This is a genomic window from Leptothoe spongobia TAU-MAC 1115, assembly GCF_018739885.1.
Lineage (GTDB): Bacteria > Cyanobacteriota > Cyanobacteriia > Phormidesmidales > Phormidesmidaceae > Leptothoe > Leptothoe spongobia.
In genome coordinates this window covers 1-20,309 of record NZ_JADOES010000003.1, presented here as the reverse complement: position 1 = coordinate 20,309, position 20,309 = coordinate 1, and the positions used below count along the sequence as shown (strand labels likewise).

At 48.2% G+C, this 20,309-nt stretch carries 20 protein-coding genes; 8 read left to right on the top strand and 12 right to left on the bottom strand.

Features of this window, described 5'->3' with window-relative positions:
• Positions 1-43 precede the first annotated feature (43 nt).
• Together IXB50_RS01590 and IXB50_RS01585 are read left to right on the top strand one after the other, a co-directional pair.
• The gene (locus IXB50_RS01590) at positions 44-1,165 is read left to right on the top strand and encodes a DUF58 domain-containing protein (RefSeq protein WP_407658781.1); all 1,122 of its coding nucleotides are present in this window, start codon (positions 44-46) and stop codon (positions 1,163-1,165) included.
• A gap of 92 nt (positions 1,166-1,257) precedes the next feature.
• Positions 1,258-2,124: an MBL fold metallo-hydrolase gene (locus IXB50_RS01585; RefSeq protein ID WP_215607189.1), complete on the top strand. Its 867-nt coding sequence runs from the start codon at positions 1,258-1,260 to the stop codon at positions 2,122-2,124.
• 7 nt (positions 2,125-2,131) lie between these two features.
• On the opposite strand, the gene IXB50_RS01580 is transcribed toward IXB50_RS01585, so the two are convergent.
• On the bottom strand, positions 2,132-2,878 hold the full coding sequence (locus tag IXB50_RS01580; RefSeq protein ID WP_215607188.1) for an SDR family NAD(P)-dependent oxidoreductase: 747 nt from the start codon (positions 2,876-2,878) through the stop codon (positions 2,132-2,134).
• A gap of 149 nt (positions 2,879-3,027) precedes the next feature.
• Here IXB50_RS01580 and IXB50_RS01575 point away from each other — a divergent pair, with 149 nt between their 5' ends.
• The gene (locus IXB50_RS01575; RefSeq protein ID WP_215607187.1) at positions 3,028-3,153 is read left to right on the top strand and encodes a photosystem II protein Y; all 126 of its coding nucleotides are present in this window, start codon (positions 3,028-3,030) and stop codon (positions 3,151-3,153) included.
• 82 nt (positions 3,154-3,235) lie between these two features.
• Here the strand turns inward: IXB50_RS01575 and rdgB are convergent, their stop codons facing one another.
• On the bottom strand, positions 3,236-3,814 hold the full coding sequence (gene rdgB, locus IXB50_RS01570) for an RdgB/HAM1 family non-canonical purine NTP pyrophosphatase (protein ID WP_215607186.1): 579 nt from the start codon (positions 3,812-3,814) through the stop codon (positions 3,236-3,238).
• Between the two features lie 89 nt (positions 3,815-3,903).
• Between rdgB and IXB50_RS01565 the strand changes: the two genes are divergently transcribed.
• Together IXB50_RS01565 and IXB50_RS01560 are read left to right on the top strand one after the other, a co-directional pair.
• A complete protein-coding gene (locus IXB50_RS01565) occupies positions 3,904-5,658 on the top strand; it encodes an ABC transporter ATP-binding protein (protein WP_215607185.1) in 1,755 nt (584 codons plus the stop codon).
• Positions 5,659-5,801: 143 nt separating this feature from the next.
• Positions 5,802-6,872: a formylglycine-generating enzyme family protein gene (locus tag IXB50_RS01560; RefSeq protein ID WP_215607184.1), complete on the top strand. Its 1,071-nt coding sequence runs from the start codon at positions 5,802-5,804 to the stop codon at positions 6,870-6,872.
• A 228-nt stretch (positions 6,873-7,100) separates the two neighbouring features.
• Here IXB50_RS01560 and IXB50_RS01555 read toward each other — a convergent pair whose 3' ends face one another.
• The 3 genes from IXB50_RS01555 to IXB50_RS01545 all read right to left on the bottom strand — a co-directional run bounded on the left by IXB50_RS01555 (position 7,101) and on the right by IXB50_RS01545 (position 10,934).
• Entirely contained in the window at positions 7,101-8,780 is a 1,680-nt protein-coding gene (locus IXB50_RS01555; protein ID WP_215607183.1) for a sodium:solute symporter family protein, read from the bottom strand.
• A 4-nt stretch (positions 8,781-8,784) separates the two neighbouring features.
• A complete protein-coding gene (locus tag IXB50_RS01550; RefSeq protein WP_215607182.1) occupies positions 8,785-9,087 on the bottom strand; it encodes a DUF4212 domain-containing protein in 303 nt (100 codons plus the stop codon).
• A 377-nt stretch (positions 9,088-9,464) separates the two neighbouring features.
• A complete protein-coding gene (locus tag IXB50_RS01545) occupies positions 9,465-10,934 on the bottom strand; it encodes a protein kinase domain-containing protein (RefSeq protein ID WP_215607181.1) in 1,470 nt (489 codons plus the stop codon).
• Positions 10,935-11,261: 327 nt separating this feature from the next.
• Here IXB50_RS01545 and IXB50_RS01540 point away from each other — a divergent pair, with 327 nt between their 5' ends.
• On the top strand, positions 11,262-12,284 hold the full coding sequence (locus IXB50_RS01540; protein WP_215607180.1) for a hypothetical protein: 1,023 nt from the start codon (positions 11,262-11,264) through the stop codon (positions 12,282-12,284).
• Positions 12,285-12,305: 21 nt separating this feature from the next.
• On the opposite strand, the gene IXB50_RS01535 is transcribed toward IXB50_RS01540, so the two are convergent.
• Positions 12,306-13,130 carry a lysophospholipid acyltransferase family protein gene (locus IXB50_RS01535; protein WP_215607179.1) on the bottom strand — a complete coding sequence of 275 codons (825 nt, stop codon included), beginning with the start codon at positions 13,128-13,130 and terminating at the stop codon, positions 12,306-12,308.
• A gap of 555 nt (positions 13,131-13,685) precedes the next feature.
• On the opposite strand from IXB50_RS01535, the gene grxC reads away from it, so the two are divergent.
• Both grxC and IXB50_RS01525 read left to right on the top strand, forming a co-directional pair.
• Positions 13,686-13,997 (top strand): glutaredoxin 3, encoded by a 312-nt coding sequence (gene grxC / locus IXB50_RS01530; protein WP_215607178.1) that lies wholly within the window; start codon positions 13,686-13,688, stop codon positions 13,995-13,997.
• Between the two features lie 50 nt (positions 13,998-14,047).
• Positions 14,048-14,914 (top strand): DUF72 domain-containing protein, encoded by an 867-nt coding sequence (locus tag IXB50_RS01525; RefSeq protein ID WP_215607177.1) that lies wholly within the window; start codon positions 14,048-14,050, stop codon positions 14,912-14,914.
• A gap of 74 nt (positions 14,915-14,988) precedes the next feature.
• Here IXB50_RS01525 and IXB50_RS01520 read toward each other — a convergent pair whose 3' ends face one another.
• The 6 genes from IXB50_RS01520 to IXB50_RS01495 form a co-directional block, all read right to left on the bottom strand.
• Positions 14,989-16,740 (bottom strand): hypothetical protein, encoded by a 1,752-nt coding sequence (locus tag IXB50_RS01520; RefSeq protein ID WP_215607176.1) that lies wholly within the window; start codon positions 16,738-16,740, stop codon positions 14,989-14,991.
• Positions 16,741-17,214: 474 nt separating this feature from the next.
• Complete coding sequence (locus tag IXB50_RS01515) at positions 17,215-17,625, bottom strand: Fic family protein (RefSeq protein WP_215607175.1); 411 nt, start codon at positions 17,623-17,625, stop codon at positions 17,215-17,217.
• 47 nt (positions 17,626-17,672) lie between these two features.
• A complete protein-coding gene (locus IXB50_RS01510) occupies positions 17,673-17,864 on the bottom strand; it encodes a hypothetical protein (protein WP_215607174.1) in 192 nt (63 codons plus the stop codon).
• Entirely contained in the window at positions 17,864-18,121 is a 258-nt protein-coding gene (locus tag IXB50_RS01505) for a hypothetical protein (RefSeq protein ID WP_215607173.1), read from the bottom strand. Before IXB50_RS01505 ends, IXB50_RS01510 begins: the two co-directional genes overlap by 1 nt.
• Positions 18,122-18,270: 149 nt before the next feature.
• Positions 18,271-18,873 carry a hypothetical protein gene (locus IXB50_RS01500; RefSeq protein ID WP_215607172.1) on the bottom strand — a complete coding sequence of 201 codons (603 nt, stop codon included), beginning with the start codon at positions 18,871-18,873 and terminating at the stop codon, positions 18,271-18,273.
• A 140-nt stretch (positions 18,874-19,013) separates the two neighbouring features.
• The gene (locus IXB50_RS01495; protein ID WP_215607171.1) at positions 19,014-20,123 is read right to left on the bottom strand and encodes a type I restriction endonuclease; all 1,110 of its coding nucleotides are present in this window, start codon (positions 20,121-20,123) and stop codon (positions 19,014-19,016) included.
• Between the last annotated feature and the right edge of the window lie 186 nt (positions 20,124-20,309).

Genomic DNA, 20,309 nt, shown 5'->3' with positions numbered 1-20,309 from the left:
GGGCTTCAAAAATGTCATTTGGGATGCATCGGTGAACAAACGTATTGCCAATTGGTTAGAAAGCAATTGGGTTACCCCTGCCTATAGTGGTTGGGTGCTGCTGGGACTTACCCTTTGTTTCTTGGGAGCGGCTACAAATACCATGGCTGGTTGGCTGTATGTGATCAGTGGTGTTGCCATTGCTCTGCTGTCAGTATCGTCAATTTTGCCGCAGCGAGCGTTGCGAGGATTAGCTATTGTGCGGCAAGTACCACGCCCGGTGTCGGCAGGAGAGGGGCTGTCAATGGTGGTGAGCTTGGAGAATACGACGGCGCAAACGAAGAGTTTACTGCAAGTGCAAGATTTGGTACCTGCTGGGTTAAAGGGACCGCAGACATGTGCGATCGCAACCCTAGCTGCAAAATCCCAACACACCTGGCGTTACGAAATTGCTACCCAGCAGCGCGGTATCTACACTTGGCCAGAGGTGCGTTTACGCACCGCCGCACCCCTGGGCCTATTTTGGTGCAGTCGGCTATACCCGGCCAAAGCAAAAGCCATTGTTTATCCGCAAATTTTGCCCCTGGAACGCTGTCCGGTGATAGATACCCTGGGCGATGAAACCGGGCAAAGGCAATTACAAAAGGCTGCCATCAATGCCAGCGGTACCGAAGGGCTGACTCGGGCGCTACGTCCCTATCGTTGGGGTGATCCCACTCGTTTAATCCATTGGCGGACTAGTGCTCGCTATGGGGAGTTGCGGGTGCGAGAGCTGGAGGTCCTGACTAGTCACCAAAGCTTGATTATTGCATTGGACACATCAACAGCCTGGGATATTGATAGCTTTGAGCGGGCTGTGATTGCAGCAGCTTCGCTCTATCACTATGGTCAGCAAAATGGTTTAGCTACTCAGCTGTGGAGTGCAAAAACGGGACTGGTAAAGGATATGACGGCTGTTTTAACGGTGTTAGCTGGGATTCAGTTTAACGATAGTGGCGGGCATAAACTACCAGCACCGCCATTGGTTTGGCTCACGGCTCAAGCCGGTAGACCATTACCGGTCCACAGTGCTGAGATTTTGTTTCTATCTAAGACAGCGGCCCACTCTAGTGATGCTTTCCAGGGTGACGTGACTGGTTTGGTGATTAATCCCGTCGATGATTTACAACGGCAGTTGCAGGGCTAGGATTTTGTTTTTTCTAGTGGTTGTAAGTCAGCCCACAACATTATTCTTGTTGACTTTGACTAGACTAGAGATAAAGCACGTGGGGTTGCATTATGGCTCAGCTTACAGCCCGTCGCCCAGAGAATGTAGAGGGTGATATTTTTGTTGATCATACCTGTATTGACTGTGATACCTGTCGCTGGATGGCTCCGAATGTATTTGGTCGAGAGGGGGGCATGTCAGCTGTCCATACCCAACCAGCAACATCAGAAGAGAGAATTCAGGCACTCAAAGCACTGCTGTCTTGCCCCACGGCCTCCATTGGTACGGTTGCATCTCCTCAAGATATCAAACAGGCTCAGGCTCAGCTGCCGGAGCCTGTGGCGGAGAATGTTTATCACTGTGGGTATCATTCAGAAAAATCCTATGCAGCTACCACCTACTTGATCCGACGACCTGAGGGTAATGTGCTGATTGATTCGCCTCGGTTTACGCCCCCCTTAGTCAAGCAGTTGGAGGCCATGGGTGGGGTGAAATATTTGTATCTCACCCATCGGGATGATGTCGCTGACCATGCCAAGTTCCAGGAGCATTTTGGCTGTGAGCGTATCCTCCACGCTGACGACATCACCGCCGAAACCCAATCCGTCGAAATTCAACTGCAGGGTCAACAGCCTGAGCAATTAGCACCTGACATCACCATCATTCCAGTCCCAGGCCATAGCAAAGGCCATACCGTCCTGCTCTATCAGAACCAGTTTCTGTTTACCGGTGATCATCTAGCCTGGTCAGTTGATCTGGGCCATCTCTATGGGTTTCGACGTTTCTGCTGGTATTCCTGGACCGAACAGATTAAGTCGATGAAACGCCTTGCAGATTACTCCTTTGAGTGGGTACTGCCTGGTCATGGTCGACGATTGCACAGTACTGCCATGGTCCAGGAGTTACAAACCTGTATTGCCTGGATGGAACAGGCTTAATGAGGCATCAACTGCTTTGCTGAGTGGGACGTACCAGAATGTCATGGACCTGCACATAGTCTGGCTGACTCAGAACGTAGCCAATGGCATTAGCAATGTCTTGGGGCTGCAGGATGGGAAATTGGCTGTAGACTTGATGGGCCTGTTCAAGACTACCGGAGTACTTTTCAGCGAACTCCGTTTCAACGAAACCAGGGCTAATGGCTGAGATGCGAATGGCGCTGTTAGCGGCTCGTAATTCTTGACGTAGGCCTTCTGTTAAGGCCCGGACCGCAAATTTCGAGGCAGAATACATACCGCTGCCGGGGACCCGATGCCCTGACATGGAGCTGATGTGGACGACATGGCCTTGATCTTTACCGAAGTCGCGCATGAGTTTGATCGCTTCGCGGGTGCAGATGCAAAGGGCAATTACGTTGACATCCAGGGTTTCTCGCCACTTGTCGGTTGTCCCACTGGTGAGGGATTCTTTATAGCCAAGACCGGCATTATTGACGAGGACATCGAGGCCCTTGAAGCGAGTTGCGATCGCGCTAAACCACTCTAAAATCTTGGCCTCATCTCTTAGATCAACAGTGTGGGTCAATACTTCAATGTCGTATTCCTGGGATAGCTTGCTCGCCAAATCCGTTAGACGCTGCTGGCGACGAGCACATAAGGCTAGGTCATAGCCATCTGCAGCCAGGCGAGTGGCAATGGCAGTACCAATACCGCTAGAAGCTCCGGTAACGGCTGCGACAGGACGTTTGGTCATAGTGTAAATGGTAAAAATTGATTATGAATCCTGATCCAGAATTGAAATTTTGCTGTAGAGGCAACTATTGGTTTCAACTTCGACATGGTTTATGAGAATATTATGTCTAAGTATTTATTAAAACGTTTTTCTCCGCAGGAGGTTCGGTAATGGACATTGATTTCCGGGTTGTAGCTGTGCTTGCTCCCATTGCCCTAGCTGCGGGCTGGGCTGGCTTCAACATCTTTCAAGCTGCATTAGGTCAGGTTCAAGAAATGTTTGGCAACGGCGAATAAAGCCTGATTTGTACAGAAAAGTTATCGAATTACTCATTTAAGCTGCCTCTATGATGGGGCAGTTTTTTTATGGCAGCCTTGTCTAGGCCAACTCTAGATGGTTTAGTTCCTTCATGATTTGGGCAAAGGCGATACCCCGATGGCTATGGGTTTCTTTCTGGGTGTCGCTCATTTCGGCAAAGGTTTTGCCCTGGCTGGGGACGTAAAAAATGGGATCATAGCCAAAGCCGTTATGCCCCTGAGGTGCAATGAGGATTTTTCCAGGGCAGATGCCTTCGGTTTCGAGGGCGATGGTGCCATCGGGACGGGCCAGGGCCAGGGCACAGACAAACTGGGCACTGCGATCTTGGGTGTCCTTGAGTTCTCGCAGCACACGGTTAATGCGGTCTTGGTCATCTGTGCCATAGCGGGCCGAGTAGAGGCCTGGTGCACCATCTAGAGCATCGATTTGGAGGCCAGAATCGTCGGCGATCGCCCATTGGTTGGTTGCGATCGCAACTTCCCTTGCTTTCAGCCGTGCATTCTCTATAAATGTCGTTCCCGTCTCATCCACATCAATTTCCTCGGGTTTTAGCTGTAGATCCCAACCCAGAGGCGTCAGATAGACTTGCATTTCCTTCAATTTTCCAGGATTTCCAGTGGCAACGATAACGGTGGGCATAGTACTACGCAGGTGGTGCTTTGCGTCCACATTTAACCATGAACGTAGGGTATCGGAAGCAGGGGAGGAAAACCTGGTAGCGTAATTCCATGCAACGCCGATCAGATCACTTCACCTTGGATAATCGCCCCAATTATTGGCAGCTGCTGCCCTATATTCATCGTCAGCAGGCAATACTGATTCCCGCCTTTGTCTGCACCCTGGTCTTCACTATTTATTGGCCGATTCTTGCCAAGCTCGGTGGTCTGGCCATTTCCAGCCTGGTCCAGGGGCAGGTTACCGCCTTTGGTAAAGTTGCTGCCATTACCCTAATCGGATTACTGATCCAAAAAGTTGCCCAGTATGGTCAAGACTCGCTGATGGCCAAGGCCGCCTTCCGAGTTGCTCACCAACTGCGCACTCGTGTCTACGGCCATCTCCAAACCCTGAGCCTGTCCTATTTTGAGCAGACGAAAACTGGTGATCTGGCCTATCGCCTCACCGAAGATGTGGATCGGATTGGGGAAGTGGTCTATAAGCTATTCCACGACTTTGTACCCTCGGCGCTACAGCTGGTGGTTGTGTTTGGCTACATGATCTATCTCAACTGGCAGCTGACGGCAACGGCGCTGATTTTAATTCCGCTGTTAGCCGTGTTGTCTGGTTGGTTTGGTGAGAAGATGCTCTCCGCCGCTCGTCGTAGCCAGGATAAGGTGGCTGATCTTTCCTCCCAAGTGGCGGAGGTTTTCAGCGGCATTCGTCTAGTGCAAGCCTTTGCCGCAGAAGACTATGAGGTTGATCGCTTTTCCCAGGCGTCAGCCAATAATCGGGATGCGCGCTACTCGGTGGCCTGGCTGCAGGCAGTGCAATTTCCTGTGGTGGGCTTTCTCTATGCAGGCATGATTGTGGTTTTGCTACTGGTGGGTACCTGGCAGATTAGTCTTGGCAACCTGGAGCGGGAGGGCTTTGGCACCTATGTGATTAATGCATTACTGCTGATTGACCCGGTCAACCATGTGATTCAAAACTTTAATGAGTTTAAGCAGGGGGAAGCCTCGGTTGATCGAGTGCTGGAGCTTTTGCAGATTAAACCCTTGGTGCAGGATGCCACCGATGCGAAACTGATGCCGGTGGTGACTGGACGGGTAGACTATCGGGATGTGAGTTTTGCCTATGAGGTTGATCAACCTGTCCTACAGCAAGTTAGTCTAACAGCCCAGCCAGGGCAGACAATTGCGTTAGTGGGGCTCTCCGGAGCGGGTAAAACCACATTAGTTAATCTGTTACCTCGTTTTTATGAGGTGGCCACCGGAGAGATTCTGATTGATGGCGTGAATATTCGTCATGTGACATTGCAAAGCCTGCGGCGTCAGATTGGCATTGTGCCCCAGGAGAATATCTTGTTTTCAGGCACGATTGCCGAGAATATTGCCTTTGGTCAAAAGGACCTGGATATGTCAGCGGTGGCGGCGGCAGCACGGGTTGCTAACGCCCATGGATTTATTAGCCAGTTTTCCCAGGGCTACCACACTTGGGTGGGAGAGCGGGGGGTAAATTTATCGGGGGGACAGCGGCAGCGAATTGCGATCGCACGAGCCGTTCTCTTTGATCCCAAAATTTTGATCTTGGATGAGGCAACTTCTGCTCTGGATGCGGAGTCAGAAGCGCTAGTGCAGGAAGCCCTCGATCGACTGATGCAAGGACGGACAGTGTTTGTCATTGCCCATCGATTGGCGACGGTGCGGAGTTGCGATCTCATCCTGGTCATGGAAAAAGGGCGCATCATCGAATCCGGCACCCATGGTGAGCTTCTGCAGCAAGCGGGGCGCTATGCCAGCTTCTACGCTAAACAGTTCCAAGGATGAGCTTGGCTATCAATGTATTTGTAAAACTTTACAAATACATTGGGTTTTGAATTTTTTCTGACTGCGCATGTAGTCTTTGCAAGAATCGTGGCAAATTACCTGGTATAGGATAACTGACGAGGGTGTCCTTAATTAAGGAATTTATGGTAGGCAGTCGTTATCGGGTCATCAAAAAGCTAGGCACTGTGGGTGCGAATTATCTGGTCAACGATCGTGTCCGTTCGCAGCAGGCTCTCTTGACCAGCCAGAGCCTAACTTATCAATGCTCGCGGCGCAAAGCCCTTAAGTTTTTAGGAGTGTCTACAGCTACCGCTATGGTGACTACCGGATGTAAGAGTGCCTCCAGTCAGCTAATTGCCCCCACTGGCGAACCCCTCAAAAATCGAACTTTGAAAACTGTGCAAGTAGATACTGAGGGGCAGATCCTGGCTGAACCCTCGGTCAAAATTGCCTATTTTGATGAGCCATTGTTGCGATCTCAGTTACGTAAAGCATTGCCCTTACGCATGGTAAAGATTCCAGCTGGGGAGTTTCTCATGGGCTCTCCATCGACTGAACCCCAGCGTGAGGCAAAAGAGGGACCTCAGCGTACGATTCAGGTCCCAAGTTTTTATATGGGAGCCTTTGTGATTACCCAGCAACAGTACGAGGTAGTTACGGGCAATAATCCGTCTTACTTTACGGATGATGAGGGACAAGATGGGGCCGATCTTCCGGTCGAGCAGATCTCCTGGCAAGAGGCTGATGCTTTTTGTCAGCAGCTGAGTGAGAGCACAAGCCGCACCTATCGACTGCCCAGTGAAGCTGAGTGGGAGTATGCCTGTCGGGCTGGAACAACAACCTCTTTTTGTTTTGGAGAGACCCTAACAACAGAAATTGCCAATTTCTTTGCGGATTTCTCTTTTACTGAAAACTTTGAGGAGAACTATCGTAATACACCGGTGGCTGCTGATAGCTTTTGGCCGAATGCCTTTGGCCTATATAACATGCATGGCAATGTTTATGAGTGGTGTTCTGACGATTATCACGACAGTTATAAAGGTGCCCCCACGGATGCTAACCGCTGGACCTCTGGCAACTCTCAATCCTCTAAGGTGATGCGTGGTGGATCATGGTTTAACGACATCCCTTACTGTCGTTCTGCAGCCCGCGATAAAAATAGCCAAACAGGCCGTAGTAATTCCTTTGGCTTTCGAGTTGTCTGTGAGTTATGACGCGATTTTTCATATTGTTGGCCAACAAACCCTGTTGACGGACACCTTTCTATGGCTAGATATAAAAAAGTAGGATTGTCAAGGAAAGTCTTGACAATCCCATGCATAATCCTTGTATCTGGCGGCCTACTGATGTGGGTAAAGTTATCTGTTCATTGTCCTTGCTTGCATGAAAAAGTGGTTCCCAAAAGATTCTTTGGGAACCACTTTTAAGCTGAGAAACATGCATTAAGCAGCCAAGTTAGGCTCCTCAGTAACAATGTCTTCAGGGACTCTTAAATCCTCTACCAATTCTTGGATTTCAGGCGGTGGGGGTGGCGTTACCCTCGATACTACTAGGGTGACCACAAAGTTTAATATCATGCCCAAAGTGCCGATACCTTCAGCTGAAATGTCGAAGCACCAGGTAGGCATGTCAAAGAATTTCACGCCAATGATATAGAAAGATGTGAAAACTAGACCGACGAGCATGCCTGAAATGGCACCTTCACGATTGGTGCGCTGATCAAAAATGCCCAACATAATTATCGGGAAAAAGCTGGCTGCAGCCAAACCAAATGCAAAGGCCACCACCTGACCGACAAATCCTGGTGGGTTCATGCCAAAGTAGCTGGAGATCGCCAGGGCAAAGGCAATCATCACCCGACCCACAAACACTCGTTTACGTTCAGAGGCACCTGGATCGATGATCCGGTAATAGACATCATGGGCGATTGAGCTGGAAATGACCAGTAGTAGGCCCGATGCCGTTGATAAAGCCGCCGCTATTCCCCCAGCTGCCACTAATGCCACCACCCAAGGATCTAAGTTTGCAATTTCTGGAGTGGAGAGTACGATAATGTCACTATCAATACTAATTTCATTACTCGTTTCGTCGGGAGTTAGCTGTAGGCGATTATCCTGATTTTTATCTTCAAAGGCTAGCAGGCCAGTCTTCTCCCACTTCTGTACCCAGTTAAGTTGTTGTACTTCTTCGATCGTTGCATTGTGCAGTGTATTCACCAGATTGTAACGAGCAAACATCGACAGGGCTGGAGCGGTGGTGTAAAGCAACGCGATAAATAACAGCGCCCAACCCGCTGAGAACCTTGCTGAACGCACATCCTTCACTGTATAAAATCGTACGATAACGTGGGGTAGCCCTGCTGTGCCCACCATGAGTGCAGTGGTAATAGCTAGAACATCTAGCATGGATTTGTTCGCAAAGGCTTGGGTATACTCTGCAAATCCTAAATCCACCTGAATTTGATTCAACTTAGTACTGATATCGCCAAAGGTCATGGCGAATTGGGGAATTGGATTACCAGTGAGCAGCATGGCCATGGCAATAGCCGGAATCAGGTAAGCCATGATCAGCACGTAATATTGAACCACTTGTGTCCAGGTGATGCCCTTCATCCCTCCCAAGACAGCAAAAAAGCCCACAATAATCATGCCAATAATCACACCAGTATTGACATCGACTTGTAAAAATCGGCTAAAAACAATGCCCACCCCTCTCATCTGGCCAGCAATGTAGGTGAGAGATATAAAAATAGCTGCGACTACAGCCACTAGTCTTGCCCAATTGGAATAGTAGCGCTCACCAATAAAGTCGGGCACTGTATACTTGCCGAACTTGCGTAAATATGGGACTAGAAACAACGCGAGGAGAACATATCCTCCGGTCCAACCAATTAAATAGATCGAGCCATCATAGCCTAGAAACGAGATCAAACCCGCCATGGAAAGAAATGATGCCGCTGACATCCAGTCTGCTGCAGTAGCAGCCCCGTTAGCGATGGCAGATATCCCCTGACCAGCTACAAAAAAACCTTTACTGTCGGAAACACGAGAACTCCATCCAATGTAGAGATACATTAGGATTGAAGCGCCAACAAATAGTCCGGTCCAAACCTCAGTTGGCATATTGCTATTCTCCTATTTCCTGTTTAGAAACAGCTTTGGGCTCTGACTCACCTTGACGGGAGCGATAGCGCTGATCGAGGGTATCCATTTCAGAGGCATATAAAAAAGTTAATCCCACAAATGTGAGGATTGACCCTTGCTGAGCTATCCAAAACCCTAGGGGAAGACCAAAAAACTGAATCTGATTCAGCAGGTCTACAATCAGAATGCTGCAGACTAAGGATACTGTTGCCCAAACTGTCAATAATAATTGAATAGTCGTGATATTAGTGTTCCAATAACTTTGTCGTCGAGAAAAGTCTCTCATAACCTTTGAAGTATATGAAATTATATAGAGCAGCTAAGGCGTATATAAACCTTTGGTAATGTAGCTCTCATTTAGATGCTTGATTCTTCTTTATTAAAGCGAGATGTCATAATTTAAAGCGCTTTAGCCACGTAATCTTTATGCGATCTTTGTGTTTTATCTCTGCGTGTAACGTAAGTCTGGAAAGGGCTTTGTAGTCTAATCGTTTTGCCGCTGTAACAAACTATACCCGCAACAAACTATATGTTGAATCTTGTTTTATGAGAAGCTTTTAATGTTGAGCATTATGCCCTAAGAGTGTTGCTGGCCTAAAAGCAATACTCTTAAGGTTAGATCCTACTGAGGAGATAGACTCCTATCTCCTTGATACAGCGTCCTTAATTTCTTATCCCTTCGCTATAGCGCCAATGCCAGGGTTCCTGATTTCCAGCAGGATTGCCTTGGGGGTATGACAGCTCAAAACCGTGATTTTTGGCATATCGCCTGAGCCATCGATAGCCATCTGTTTGCGCAAAGCTTGGATCCCAGTCGGTACTCTCGTCAGCATTTTTGTCACCGATGGCAATAGCATAGCCTGTGTGATAATCACTTCGTTTTAACCATTGTTGGATATTGACATCGGTTTCTCCCGTGAGATCTCTCCGTTGATCGGCTAGAGAAATGTATCCTGCCAGGGGTAATAACTCGACCCCTTCGTTTTTGGCGGCGGCAACCATATCCCAAAAGGCGTCTACAGTTTCAGGCCTAGCTTGGATACTACCGTCGTCTAATAGGCCTACTAATTCTCTTGATTTGGCAGCTTGATAGCCTTGGGGGGCAGTGGCAGCTTTGACGGCATCCCAGCGATCACTGAGCGCACGGGCTGTCCATTGATAGCCCTTGACGCCAAACCCCAGCATCATTAAAGCGACTGTGATGTAGCCGATCACTTTCAAGATTAGGCTGGTTGGGATCAGGGTGGCAGTTTGGGTATTGGTGCGGGTTATGTCGACGGGCCTTGGGCCTTTGGCGGCGACATGGGTGGGTAGGGAGCTGTCTTGTCCGACTTGGATGCTATTGATGATGCGCTCAAGGGCGATGAAGGCTTCTGTCGCAGTTGGGTAGCGTTTGTCGGGATTGGGATTGATCAGTCTTTTGATAAATGTTTCCAGAGGGGGACTCAGATTCGCACTGGACCACTTCATGTTTTGGGGCAAGGGCTGACTTGCTAAACGCTGTGGAGACATATCCATCAGTGCTGCGATCGCAACCATGCCAACGGAGTATAAGTCGCTGGCATAACAAGGCTTGCCCCGTGCTTGTTCAGGGGCGATATAGCCAACGGTACCGACATTGACTGTGGCTGTCATCTGACCATTTCTATCTATCTGGCTATGGCTGAGTTCCTTGACTACGCCAAAGTCGATCAAAAAAATGTCACCGTTACTCGTCTGTCGGATCAGATTGGCAGGCTTAATATCGCGATGAATCATGCGGTGCTGATGGACAAAGGCGAGGACCTTGAGAACATCTTTAAGTAATTTGATGACATAGCCTTCATCCAGGGGTTTGCCCGCTTTGATTTCTTGACTCAGGTCATGGCCATGAATCAGCTCCTGAGCAATGTAAAACTTGTTGCCTTCATCGAAGTAGGCCAGTAACTGAGGAATGTGGGAGTGTAGCCCAATTTTCTCTAGGATGCTAGCTTCCTGCCGAAACCTTTTTAGAATTTTGGGGCTTGTATGAATGAGTTCCTTAATCACGCAAGCGGGCTTACTGGGCTGGTGATGATCGATTGCCCGGTAGGTAATTCCGTAACCACCCTGATCTAAAATAGCCAGTACTTCAAAACGGTTAGCAAGCTTCATGGTTGATGGCCGGGGCTGGAGTGATTTAGAAAATGTGATGGCTGGACAGCCTAGCGTTCAGACAACAGGGGCATACTTCTCAGTGAGCGCTAGATTTTCGGGTCTGGTTCCCAGGGTTTCTACACTGAACGCTGCACATTGAACGCTGCACACCTGATGCACTCATATTGTCTGTTGAAGGTTGGTAGGAGTCCTCTAACCCATAGAATTCTTTTAAGCTCTCAATCCTATCTACGTGTAAGTTAGGGTTTTCCTTTGAAAAAAGCAGTATCTCTGGATGTGAACAGGGTTTAATCTAATTAGTTGTTATATAACGAGCTATTGTCCATGGTTGGTCGCTATCAGCATGTATTCCCGTTCGTATTGGCTGCAGTCGCTGTCATCATTACAGGCAAAGATGCTGTCAAGCAACCTGTATGGGCTCAGGCTAGTCCTCCGATTGTTTGTAGCTATGACCCAAGTACTGGGATTCCCAATCCTTTAGGGATGAGGACCTTTATCACTCTGACAGAAACCGATGGGTCGACCGAAGTGGGGTATGAGCAGTTTGGTGCTGTGGTACCTGGACCAGCGGAGGCTGTATTAACTACGGAGCGATCGCTGGTTTTTCCAAATCGCTCTATTGATGCTGTGCGTCAGCTACTGCTCAATAGCCCCAATTATTACCAGCGGCTGGTGGGATTTAATGACCCAGATGGATTTGCCCCAGTTAATGCAACCTTGATTTGTCGGGCTGAGGCTGTTGCAGCTAGGCCTGGATCGACCCGTCCTAAACCTGCTCGCGTTGGCTCGGAACGTTCTCCGCAGCGTCCGGCGGCGTCAGCAGAGCTACCGGACCTGAGTGGTAATCCCAGCAGTCGTAGTCCTAGTTCAGACTTACCGGTACTGGGGGATGATGGTCCTCGTGGTTCGACGGGGAGCTCTACAACGCCGACGTTCTATGACACGATTGCGGGGCTGGCTGATGGTAACTATCGTTATGTGTCAGGTCCTGCTGCTGTTGATCGGGTTTATTCGGATCAAGAATTGCTCAATCGCGGTGGGGTCCTGTTTATCTTTCGTAAGACGGGGGATGAGATTATCGGCTCCTATAGCTATATCGATGGAGAGGCGATATGCGTCATCGGTCGCGTTAGTGGCAACACGGTTAGTGGTCAAGCTTACCCCGATAATGGAGTGGCCCGCGACCTGGCCGAAGACTTTATGGCTTGGGGACCTGCTAAATTTTTGCGGGTGCGTCGTACCCGTGGTGATGAGGGCGAACGCTACTACAGCAGTGCTACCCTGGAGCTGAATGATTTCTCGAAAATTAATGCGGGGTCGGTGCTACCGCCGAGTAGTTGTGAGTAGTATGGACTGGATTCTTTAGGCTTATGTAGAGGCTACCAGCTGATCGAGGGCTGTTTGCATTTGATCAACAACCTGCTTGTAGCACTGTTTTACATAGGCATTATCCTTGGCTGCATCACGGCCCATGTGTTCAAACCTGATAGGAGCGCATACCCGTGTATAAATTTTCTGTGGCCATGGGATATGGGGTAAGGGGCCAATGGCTAGTCCCCAAGGTAGACCTAGATAGATGGGAAATACTTCTGGATCGATGCCTTTAAACCAAGGTAGTAACCCTTGTTGGTTTAGCCATTTGGCGTGTTCGTAACAGTTGTCCAGGACGATAAAGCTTTCGTGGGCTCCTCGGGAGATGATAGGGACAATGGGGACATTCTCTCTGAGGGCCAATTTGATAAAGCCAGTGCGTTCCATCAGCTGGATTTTGTGACGCTGGTGATAGGGACGGAAGACGTCTTGGGCTCCACCGGGAAAGACGAGGACGCTGGCTCCGCGCTGGAGAGCTGCGATCGCAAACTTTGGTTGAGCAGGCACCGCACCACACTGACTTGCTAGCTTGGCTAAGTCCGTATTGACCTGCCAGATTTTGGCATGCATCAGACCGTATATCGGGCGTTCATAGCCAAATCGGCGAAACCAGTCCACCATCAGCATGACTAGGTCGGGGGCGGCCAATCCGCCATTATGAGACCCCACAAAAAGCGCCTGCTTGGGCACATGGTGCCAACCATCTGTGCGAGTTTGGAAATAATGATCGTACGCCCACTCCCACTTAGGCATGAGCGATGCGATGATTTGAGGATCGCGCTGGGCCAGCGCTGCCGCAACACTGTGGCTGCTATTGAGCATAGGCTGATTCCAATCAGGGCAGCCCTTAGCCTATCGAAGATTGGTCAACCTGCTTGTCAAGAATTTGACGTATGGAGAAAAAAGTCCTGAACTGATGCCATCAGTGGGGATATTGAAGTGCTGCTCGATGGAAAATGCTGGGCAAAATAAACGGCATATACAAAAAGGGCTCCCACCGAAATGGGAGCCGCAGTAAGCGTTATTCCTTAATGACCTAATTGTGCCAGGGGTATTGAATCTGGGTTGTGATGATGATCATGCCCGAGTTGTGTTTAAGTTCATAAGATACAAATACAAAAAGGGCTCCCATCGAAATGGGAGCCGCAGTAAGCGTTATTCCTTAATGACCTAATTGTGCCAGGGGTATTGGATCTGGGTTGTGATGATGATCATGCCCAAGTCGTGTTTAAGTTCATATCCCAGTACTGATCTATTCTGTATCAATTTTTTGTTTAGCTTGATAGCGATCTAAGTCCTGTAAAAAAAGAATTACCATGAAAGAACGGGTGCTGTGAACCCGGCACTGACCCCCTACGCTAAACCCTACATATATCCATGCAATTTCTTAACCGTTTGCTAGGTCGTAAGCCTGACTCAGTCAAAGCGAATGTAGAGATTTACACATGGCAGATTTGCCCCTACTGTATTCGTGCCAAACTGCTGCTGTGGTGGAAAGGAGTTAATTTTACGGAATATAAAATTGATGGCGATGAGGCTGCTCGTGCCACGATGGCAGCCCGATCAAATCAGCGGCGTAGCGTGCCTCAGATTTTTATCAATAATCGTCATGTGGGTGGTTGTGATGACCTCTATGCTCTTGACAGTAAGGGCCAGCTCGATCCTCTTTTAATCCAAACCGCTTCGTAGGGTGGGTACGGCCCACCATTTGGGATTAAACGCCTTTGGGGATAAAAAAATTGTCAGAGTTTCGCATCGGCTGTGCCGTATGGGCCTATAAAGAATGGCTCGGAGATTTTTATCCGCAGGGCAGTCGTGCCACCGATTTTTTGCGTTTATATGGTCAGCGCATGACTTGCGTGGAGGGCAACACCACCTTTTATTCCATTCCCTCACTGGAGATAGTGCAGCGCTGGTCTGAGAATACCCCTGATACATTTCGCTTTTGTCCCAAACTACCGCGCATGGTGACCCATGAGGGGGCGCTGATGCCGCAGTTGCCGCAGGCGTTGGATTTTCTAAAACTAATGCAGAGGCTGGGACCAAGCCTAGGACCGATTTTTGCTCAGTTGCCCCCTCGATACAGTCCTGCGTCGTTTGCTGACTTGGAAAAGTTTGTTGCAGGCTGGCCCCATGAGTCAAGTCCATTGGCGTTAGAGGTACGCCATTTAGATTGGTTTAAGCCTCCTTATGCAGACCGATTGGATGCGCTGTTGACGAACTTTGGTGTGGGGCGGGTGTTGTTGGATACGCGACCCATTTTCATCTGGAGCAATCCGGCAGAGGATCCGCAATTGCGATCAGAACGGAAGAAACCTCGGGTTCCTCTGTTGCCAATGGCGACAACGAACTTTGTGCTGGTACGGTATATTAGCCATCCTGAGCTGGACCGCAATCGTGATTTTTTAGCCGGTTGGGTAGACCGTGTGGGTGAATGGTTAGCCCAGGGGGTATCGGTGTACTTTTTTGTGCACTGTCCCACAGAGGCAAAGTCACCTACCATTGCCCGTTATTTTCAAGAGCAGCTAGAAAAAGCTGGCATTAATGTTCCGCCTCTACCCTGGTCATTGATTGAAGCACCACCCCAGCAGCTCGGCCTCTTTTGACACCTAGCTCCCAGACTTCGGCTGGGAGTATCCCCAGCGGCTCTGCCGCCCAAAAAAGTTATGCCTAGAAAGCACTATGGGGCAGATATCTGAAAACCCTTACGACGATAGAGCTGGGCATATCCCCGCTGAGGCGAGGTATAAATCAGATCGTATGCGCTAAAAAGCTGCTGAAAAATTGCCTGTGCCCCTTCTTCTTGAAGCGGCAAATCAGAGGTGCGCCAAATCGAAACATAATCGATGGGACGACCTGTTATATCTGAATATCCTAGGATATCAACAGAGGTCTGACGGCCCAGCTCCCAATCATCTGCTGCCAAAATTTCAAATGGATTCAGCTCAGGTCGAAAATTGACGGGGAAATAGTCTTCATTGGCCTGATAGTTGTTGATTAATACGGCTTGTCTTTCTACCGCTGTATATCCAGAAGCATTGATAAAGAGATTAATTTGCCAGGGGCGCACAAACGTTGGCGGTCGCCACAGGGCAGGCTCATCTGCTGTCCTGCTCAAGGCGTCTTTAGGTGTGGGGAAATTAATTGCTAGTAGGGTGGCGTTTTGCTCAATCAAAGGGGCTGTAGAGATATATTCGGTTAAGTAGTCATTGAAATAGGCATAGGTGTGGGTCTGAAGGATTAACATCGCTGAGGATATGGCGACTAGCAGCCACTTCATCCCTTGACGAACAAACCCTGGGTAATTCCCTGCGGCTAGCCACAGCATTCCGGTTAAAACTGGGTAGAGCAGGAGTCTATCTTTAATGGTGACGCTGCCAGAGAGGGTTTTGGGGGCTAGCAGATAGACCCCTACCAAAACAATGGTGACTACTAGTAACCCATCCCTATCATTAAGGTGAAAATGGGGGAATTTTTGCAGGAGCTGGTAGCTAGCTAAGGCCAATAGCAGGCTAATGATTGCGATCGCAAAAACCAGCTCAAGCCAGTTGTAAGACACCAGAGAACTCAGGGTGAGTATACTCCCCAAGCGCAGGTTGTCGAACATTGAGGCCGTCCATCTAGGCCCCCTAGACCCCACAGAGGTTTGGCCGAGAAACTGAAGACAAATCACGCCAGCAGGCAACAGGGCGACCAGGGTAGGTAACGTTGTTTTTACAACCAGCTGCTTTAGGAGAATCAGGGTATCTCGGCGGGGTGTCAGTAAAATATGTATACCCTGAAAGAGATTAAGCACGCCCACGACAATGCCAAATACAATAAACGAAAACAGGTGGGTAAAATAAAGCCCTAAAATCAAGAGTAGTAATATCCCCATTTGCGCCAGACGAAAATGACGCCGATGCCTTAGCCAGTAACCGATAACAAACAAAAAGATAACCAGACTGTAGGCAAAGTTATAAAACCCCATGTGAAACATCAAGTTGTAACAAAAAGGGAATGACAAAAACGCCAGAAAAGCAGGGGCAAATGCGTTAGCTCTAACCCCATTAAGGGCATAACGAACGGCAACCGGCAGCAGCAGCACATACAGTGATAACAGCAGTTTTTCGGCGATGATGGGGGAGGTGATAAACATCAGCCCCGTCAATATGATCTGGGTGGTCCAGTTAGGGGCCAGTTGTAAATTGGTAATGTAATAGTCTTGAAAAATGGATGGGGTACTTGTTAAAAACCCGTGTAAAACATTGGCAGTGTGGACGTGAATGGGGCCATCTTGCAATGGTAAGTACTTAAATAGCCAGATCGGCAGCAAGAATAGCCCAATTAGTCCAACAAATAGACTATTCTCTAACGGACTAAAGGGTTGGTGGCTAAAAAACTGATTGCTCATCTGTGGATGGCTCAATTGGGTTTCAGATACCTGCATCATCGATCACCCCGCATTTTGTGCCTAACCTTGCTTGTCACTTTTATAGCAAACGTCCTGATGCATTAGGACATTTGCTCGTCACATTGGTGCTGTAGCTTAACGCTTTCAATCGATACGAATTGTCTGAGCTAAGTATGACTAACGTTATAACTTCATGCCTTTTATTGAGCACTGCTACCTCTTAAACCCCGACCCGCAACTTGACGCCTGTCGAGTAGTGCAAATGTATGCTGAATCCGTAAATTCTTCAGTAACCTCTAAACCATCCAATAAAAAAGGGGACATTGAGTCCCCCGAGGTTCCTTCTTAGTTACTGAAATGACTGGGCATTGCTCATATGTAAACTTAAGGCTCGTAAACTTACATACACTTTCCATATGTAAGGGAGTCAATTTTCAGTGCTTCAAAATAGCCATATGTAACTTTAATTGCACTCAAAGTTACATATGGCTTTCTACATGTAAGGCAACGTGGCTATTCCATGAATAAGTTGAAGTAACGCAAGAAAACATAAAGGCGGTTTCGTTGATAGCCTGTCGTTTCGCTCAGAATATTATTCTCCTCTAGTTTTCTGATCAGGATTGAGGCGCTTTGATGGCTCAGGTCAAGCATCTCAGCCGTTTCATTCACGCTAATAACTGGACGCTGATAAAGGTGTAGCAGTAGCTTCTTCGCGTTTTCAGCACGCTTCCCAAAGGTCAAAATTGTATTTTCGACTTCATTGCGGAGTTGCATGATCTCGATAAAGGTTCGCTTCCCCTTGGTTGCAGTTTCTACCACAGCGGTTAAGAAAAATTTGACCCAGTGCATCAGATCGTTTGAACTACGAACTACAGTTAAAGCATCGTAATACGCACCTCTATGACGCTCAAAGAAATCGGACAAGTAAAGAGCTGGTTTGTTGAGTAAGCCTTTGTCAACCAGATACAGTGTTATGAGTAATCGACATCTGGTACGATTTGGGAAAAAGCGCTCAATTCTGCAAGGGCGCGCGAGGCTTGCTCTAGCAATGTGTTAACTTGCGGATCGCGCCACTGCCATTCTTGGTTGATTAAGGTGGGAGCGAAACTTTTGTATTGATACTGCTGAATCCATCGACCGGAGTTAAATTCTTCTACGTACATCAAACTGCCTCCAATTGATTGAACTGTGGGCGTTTGATGCCACGCATATCGTTTTTGCCAGTGACAGCGTTGGTAATGAGGGCAGTGCGATCTACCCTCACTGAGATCTTAGACATTACTTTCTCTAGAGTCACCTCTTTAAGCCCTTTATTGCCAAGCTTTTCTTTGTGTTCTACCGCGTACTGCGTCGAGTCCATCACACAGTTCAGGCGGCACAGTACAAATACGATTAGTCGCAGCACCTCAGCGGCTTTCATGTCCTGTCCTTATCACTCCAACCCAACCAATCAGCAATACATTTTTAACTCATCAATCCACTGTCCCACGTCAACTACTCCAGAGGCATCGCTGCAAAGTGTTTCCTTAGGAGATCATTCATAAAGCGATAGTGACGAGAAGATTACAGCTAGCGAATCAGGGACACCCCAACAACCGCTAGAGCCAACTGACGCCATTTGAGCGACAGACCATCAATAATCGGTGTACTGACGTGATGCGATGGCATGGTTGCGCTATCGCCAAACAGGTGATGAGTGACCGCCTTCTCTATCTCAAATGTAGGAATATCGGCCCATTGACGACCGTTTGAGAGCTGGCCCCAATCCAGGCCAATGTGATCGGCTACATCCGTAACGGTTTGCTTCCATCCTCTATGAGGACTTCTCAAGTTCGCTATGTGATGCCAGATATGTTCAGGATGACTGGACGGAGAATTTAGCAGCTTTGCCAACTCTGCTAATTGCTCAGGGGTAGCATCTTTAATCGCTTTGTATAATCCGGGCATTCCATATTGCTGGCTTCCACCAGAGAACAGGTGAGCCACAGCCCAACCAGCCAAACCCACTACACCCCCTAACGCAATAACGGGAGCAGCACCGATCGCTACGGCTCCACCACCAATGGCAAGCCCCATACCGCCAATGGTGTTAGCTGCAATTGCTCCTCCAACTGCTCCAGCTCCACAGGCCGCACCAGCTTCTAAAATCTCAGGTGTTTTATCGTCTGACATCAAGATTTAATGACCTCAATTGTTGTCCTTATCGTTCATCATTGCTTTCGCTAAACGATAGCCACCATAAGTACCAGCCATAGCAACTCCAACAGTTCCAACTGAAAGAACGGCAACCCCTGCAATTGCAGTACCACCACTTAGTCTTGATTTTCTGACCAATGCTGTACCGTTGCCTTAATGCGAGATGCATATTGGTAGATCTCATCAATGTTATCGATGTTGATCTTTTCTTCGCAGGAGTAGCTACCATCCGCGTCGAAAAGCCCGATTCGCATCCTATTTAAGTCGTTGAAATACAGACGACACAAGGGTTTATTAGCATTGTCTAGAAGGATATTGAAGAAACTTTTTTTATCTCGATAAATAACCCGGTCGGGCTCAACTGTTTCATGGAGGATTGCTTTAACAAGATAGTATCCCTCTAGCTCTTCTGGGGTAGTCTCAATTTCTACAGTATGGGACTTAGGCTCGTAGTCTTCTTCGGGTTCTGGGCTGTCATCTATGTCTGTCGGAACGGTTGCAGCACTTCGGCTAGACACCTGATCAAGGCGTTTATCGATTTCTTCCCGAATGAATGAATTTAGAGCGCTGGGCACATATTCCTGAAAATCTTTTTTGAGCTTGCCCACAAATTGATTGTCTGGACACAGCTCCTTGAAGAAAAAGTGAATGAACTTATCATGGGGCTCATCTAGCTGTTGTCTGAGTAGTGCTTTAATGCCATTGGAATATTTGAGCTGAACTGCTGAATCAATTACTAAATCTATGTTTATGGAAGCTTTGCTAAGTGCTCCCAGTTCTTTCAATAAAGGTTCTTGCAAGTTTCGCAGGTCAAGAACCATATATGGCTTCTTGTCCATGACCCCAGGCTTCTCAAGATCTGCGTAGAACTTGTAGACCAAGCCGTTTGTGAGCAGACCGATGCGGGCTTCAGTCGGTGTGTAGTAATTGAATAGTTGGGACAAGCCAGATTCCAGCTTGACGTCATGATGCTTGCATTCAATGAGAATAATTGGCTTACCGTCACTCAGGATTGCATAATCAACGCGCTTATCCTTTGGTACTCCTGGAACGTCTAGGTTTGCACCAAATTCAGGTACCACTTCTAAAGGATTGCTGGGATTATAGCCAAGTGCTCGGATAAACGGATCTACTAATGCCGATCTAGTTGCAGCTTCAGTTTGGATATGCTCAATAATTGACGGGATTGTTTGAGCTAGAGCTGTAATTTGATCAGTGACGCTCATGATGCCTCCTAAATAGCCTGATTCATTTGAATAGATAGAATTTGCATGTCCACTATCTACATCCTTTCAAGAGGGCTAACCCGCACCAGGAACCAAATTTCGTTGATATTAGGAGTTACGCATTGACAAAAGTCCATCAATAGTATCAGGCAAAGGTAGCTTCTGTTGCATGGTCCAGAATAAACT

Bases quoted from the DNA above. Each gene is read 5' to 3' on its own strand.
- IXB50_RS01585 (WP_215607189.1), top strand. From the start codon at position 1,258: ATGGCTCAGCTTACAGCCCGTCGCCCAGAGAATGTAGAGGGTGATATT.
- IXB50_RS01580 (WP_215607188.1), bottom strand. From the start codon at position 2,878: ATGACCAAACGTCCTGTCGCAGCCGTTACCGGAGCTTCTAGCGGTATT.
- IXB50_RS01575 (WP_215607187.1), top strand. From the start codon at position 3,028: ATGGACATTGATTTCCGGGTTGTAGCTGTGCTTGCTCCCATTGCCCTA.
- rdgB (WP_215607186.1), bottom strand. From the start codon at position 3,814: ATGCCCACCGTTATCGTTGCCACTGGAAATCCTGGAAAATTGAAGGAA.
- IXB50_RS01565 (WP_215607185.1), top strand. From the start codon at position 3,904: ATGCAACGCCGATCAGATCACTTCACCTTGGATAATCGCCCCAATTAT.
- IXB50_RS01560 (WP_215607184.1), top strand. From the start codon at position 5,802: ATGGTAGGCAGTCGTTATCGGGTCATCAAAAAGCTAGGCACTGTGGGT.
- IXB50_RS01555 (WP_215607183.1), bottom strand. From the start codon at position 8,780: ATGCCAACTGAGGTTTGGACCGGACTATTTGTTGGCGCTTCAATCCTA.
- IXB50_RS01550 (WP_215607182.1), bottom strand. From the start codon at position 9,087: ATGAGAGACTTTTCTCGACGACAAAGTTATTGGAACACTAATATCACG.
- IXB50_RS01545 (WP_215607181.1), bottom strand. From the start codon at position 10,934: ATGAAGCTTGCTAACCGTTTTGAAGTACTGGCTATTTTAGATCAGGGT.
- IXB50_RS01540 (WP_215607180.1), top strand. From the start codon at position 11,262: ATGGTTGGTCGCTATCAGCATGTATTCCCGTTCGTATTGGCTGCAGTC.
- IXB50_RS01535 (WP_215607179.1), bottom strand. From the start codon at position 13,130: ATGCTCAATAGCAGCCACAGTGTTGCGGCAGCGCTGGCCCAGCGCGAT.
- grxC (WP_215607178.1), top strand. From the start codon at position 13,686: ATGCAATTTCTTAACCGTTTGCTAGGTCGTAAGCCTGACTCAGTCAAA.
- IXB50_RS01520 (WP_215607176.1), bottom strand. From the start codon at position 16,740: ATGATGCAGGTATCTGAAACCCAATTGAGCCATCCACAGATGAGCAAT.
- IXB50_RS01510 (WP_215607174.1), bottom strand. From the start codon at position 17,864: ATGTACGTAGAAGAATTTAACTCCGGTCGATGGATTCAGCAGTATCAA.
- IXB50_RS01505 (WP_215607173.1), bottom strand. From the start codon at position 18,121: ATGAAAGCCGCTGAGGTGCTGCGACTAATCGTATTTGTACTGTGCCGC.
- IXB50_RS01500 (WP_215607172.1), bottom strand. From the start codon at position 18,873: ATGTCAGACGATAAAACACCTGAGATTTTAGAAGCTGGTGCGGCCTGT.
- IXB50_RS01495 (WP_215607171.1), bottom strand. From the start codon at position 20,123: ATGAGCGTCACTGATCAAATTACAGCTCTAGCTCAAACAATCCCGTCA.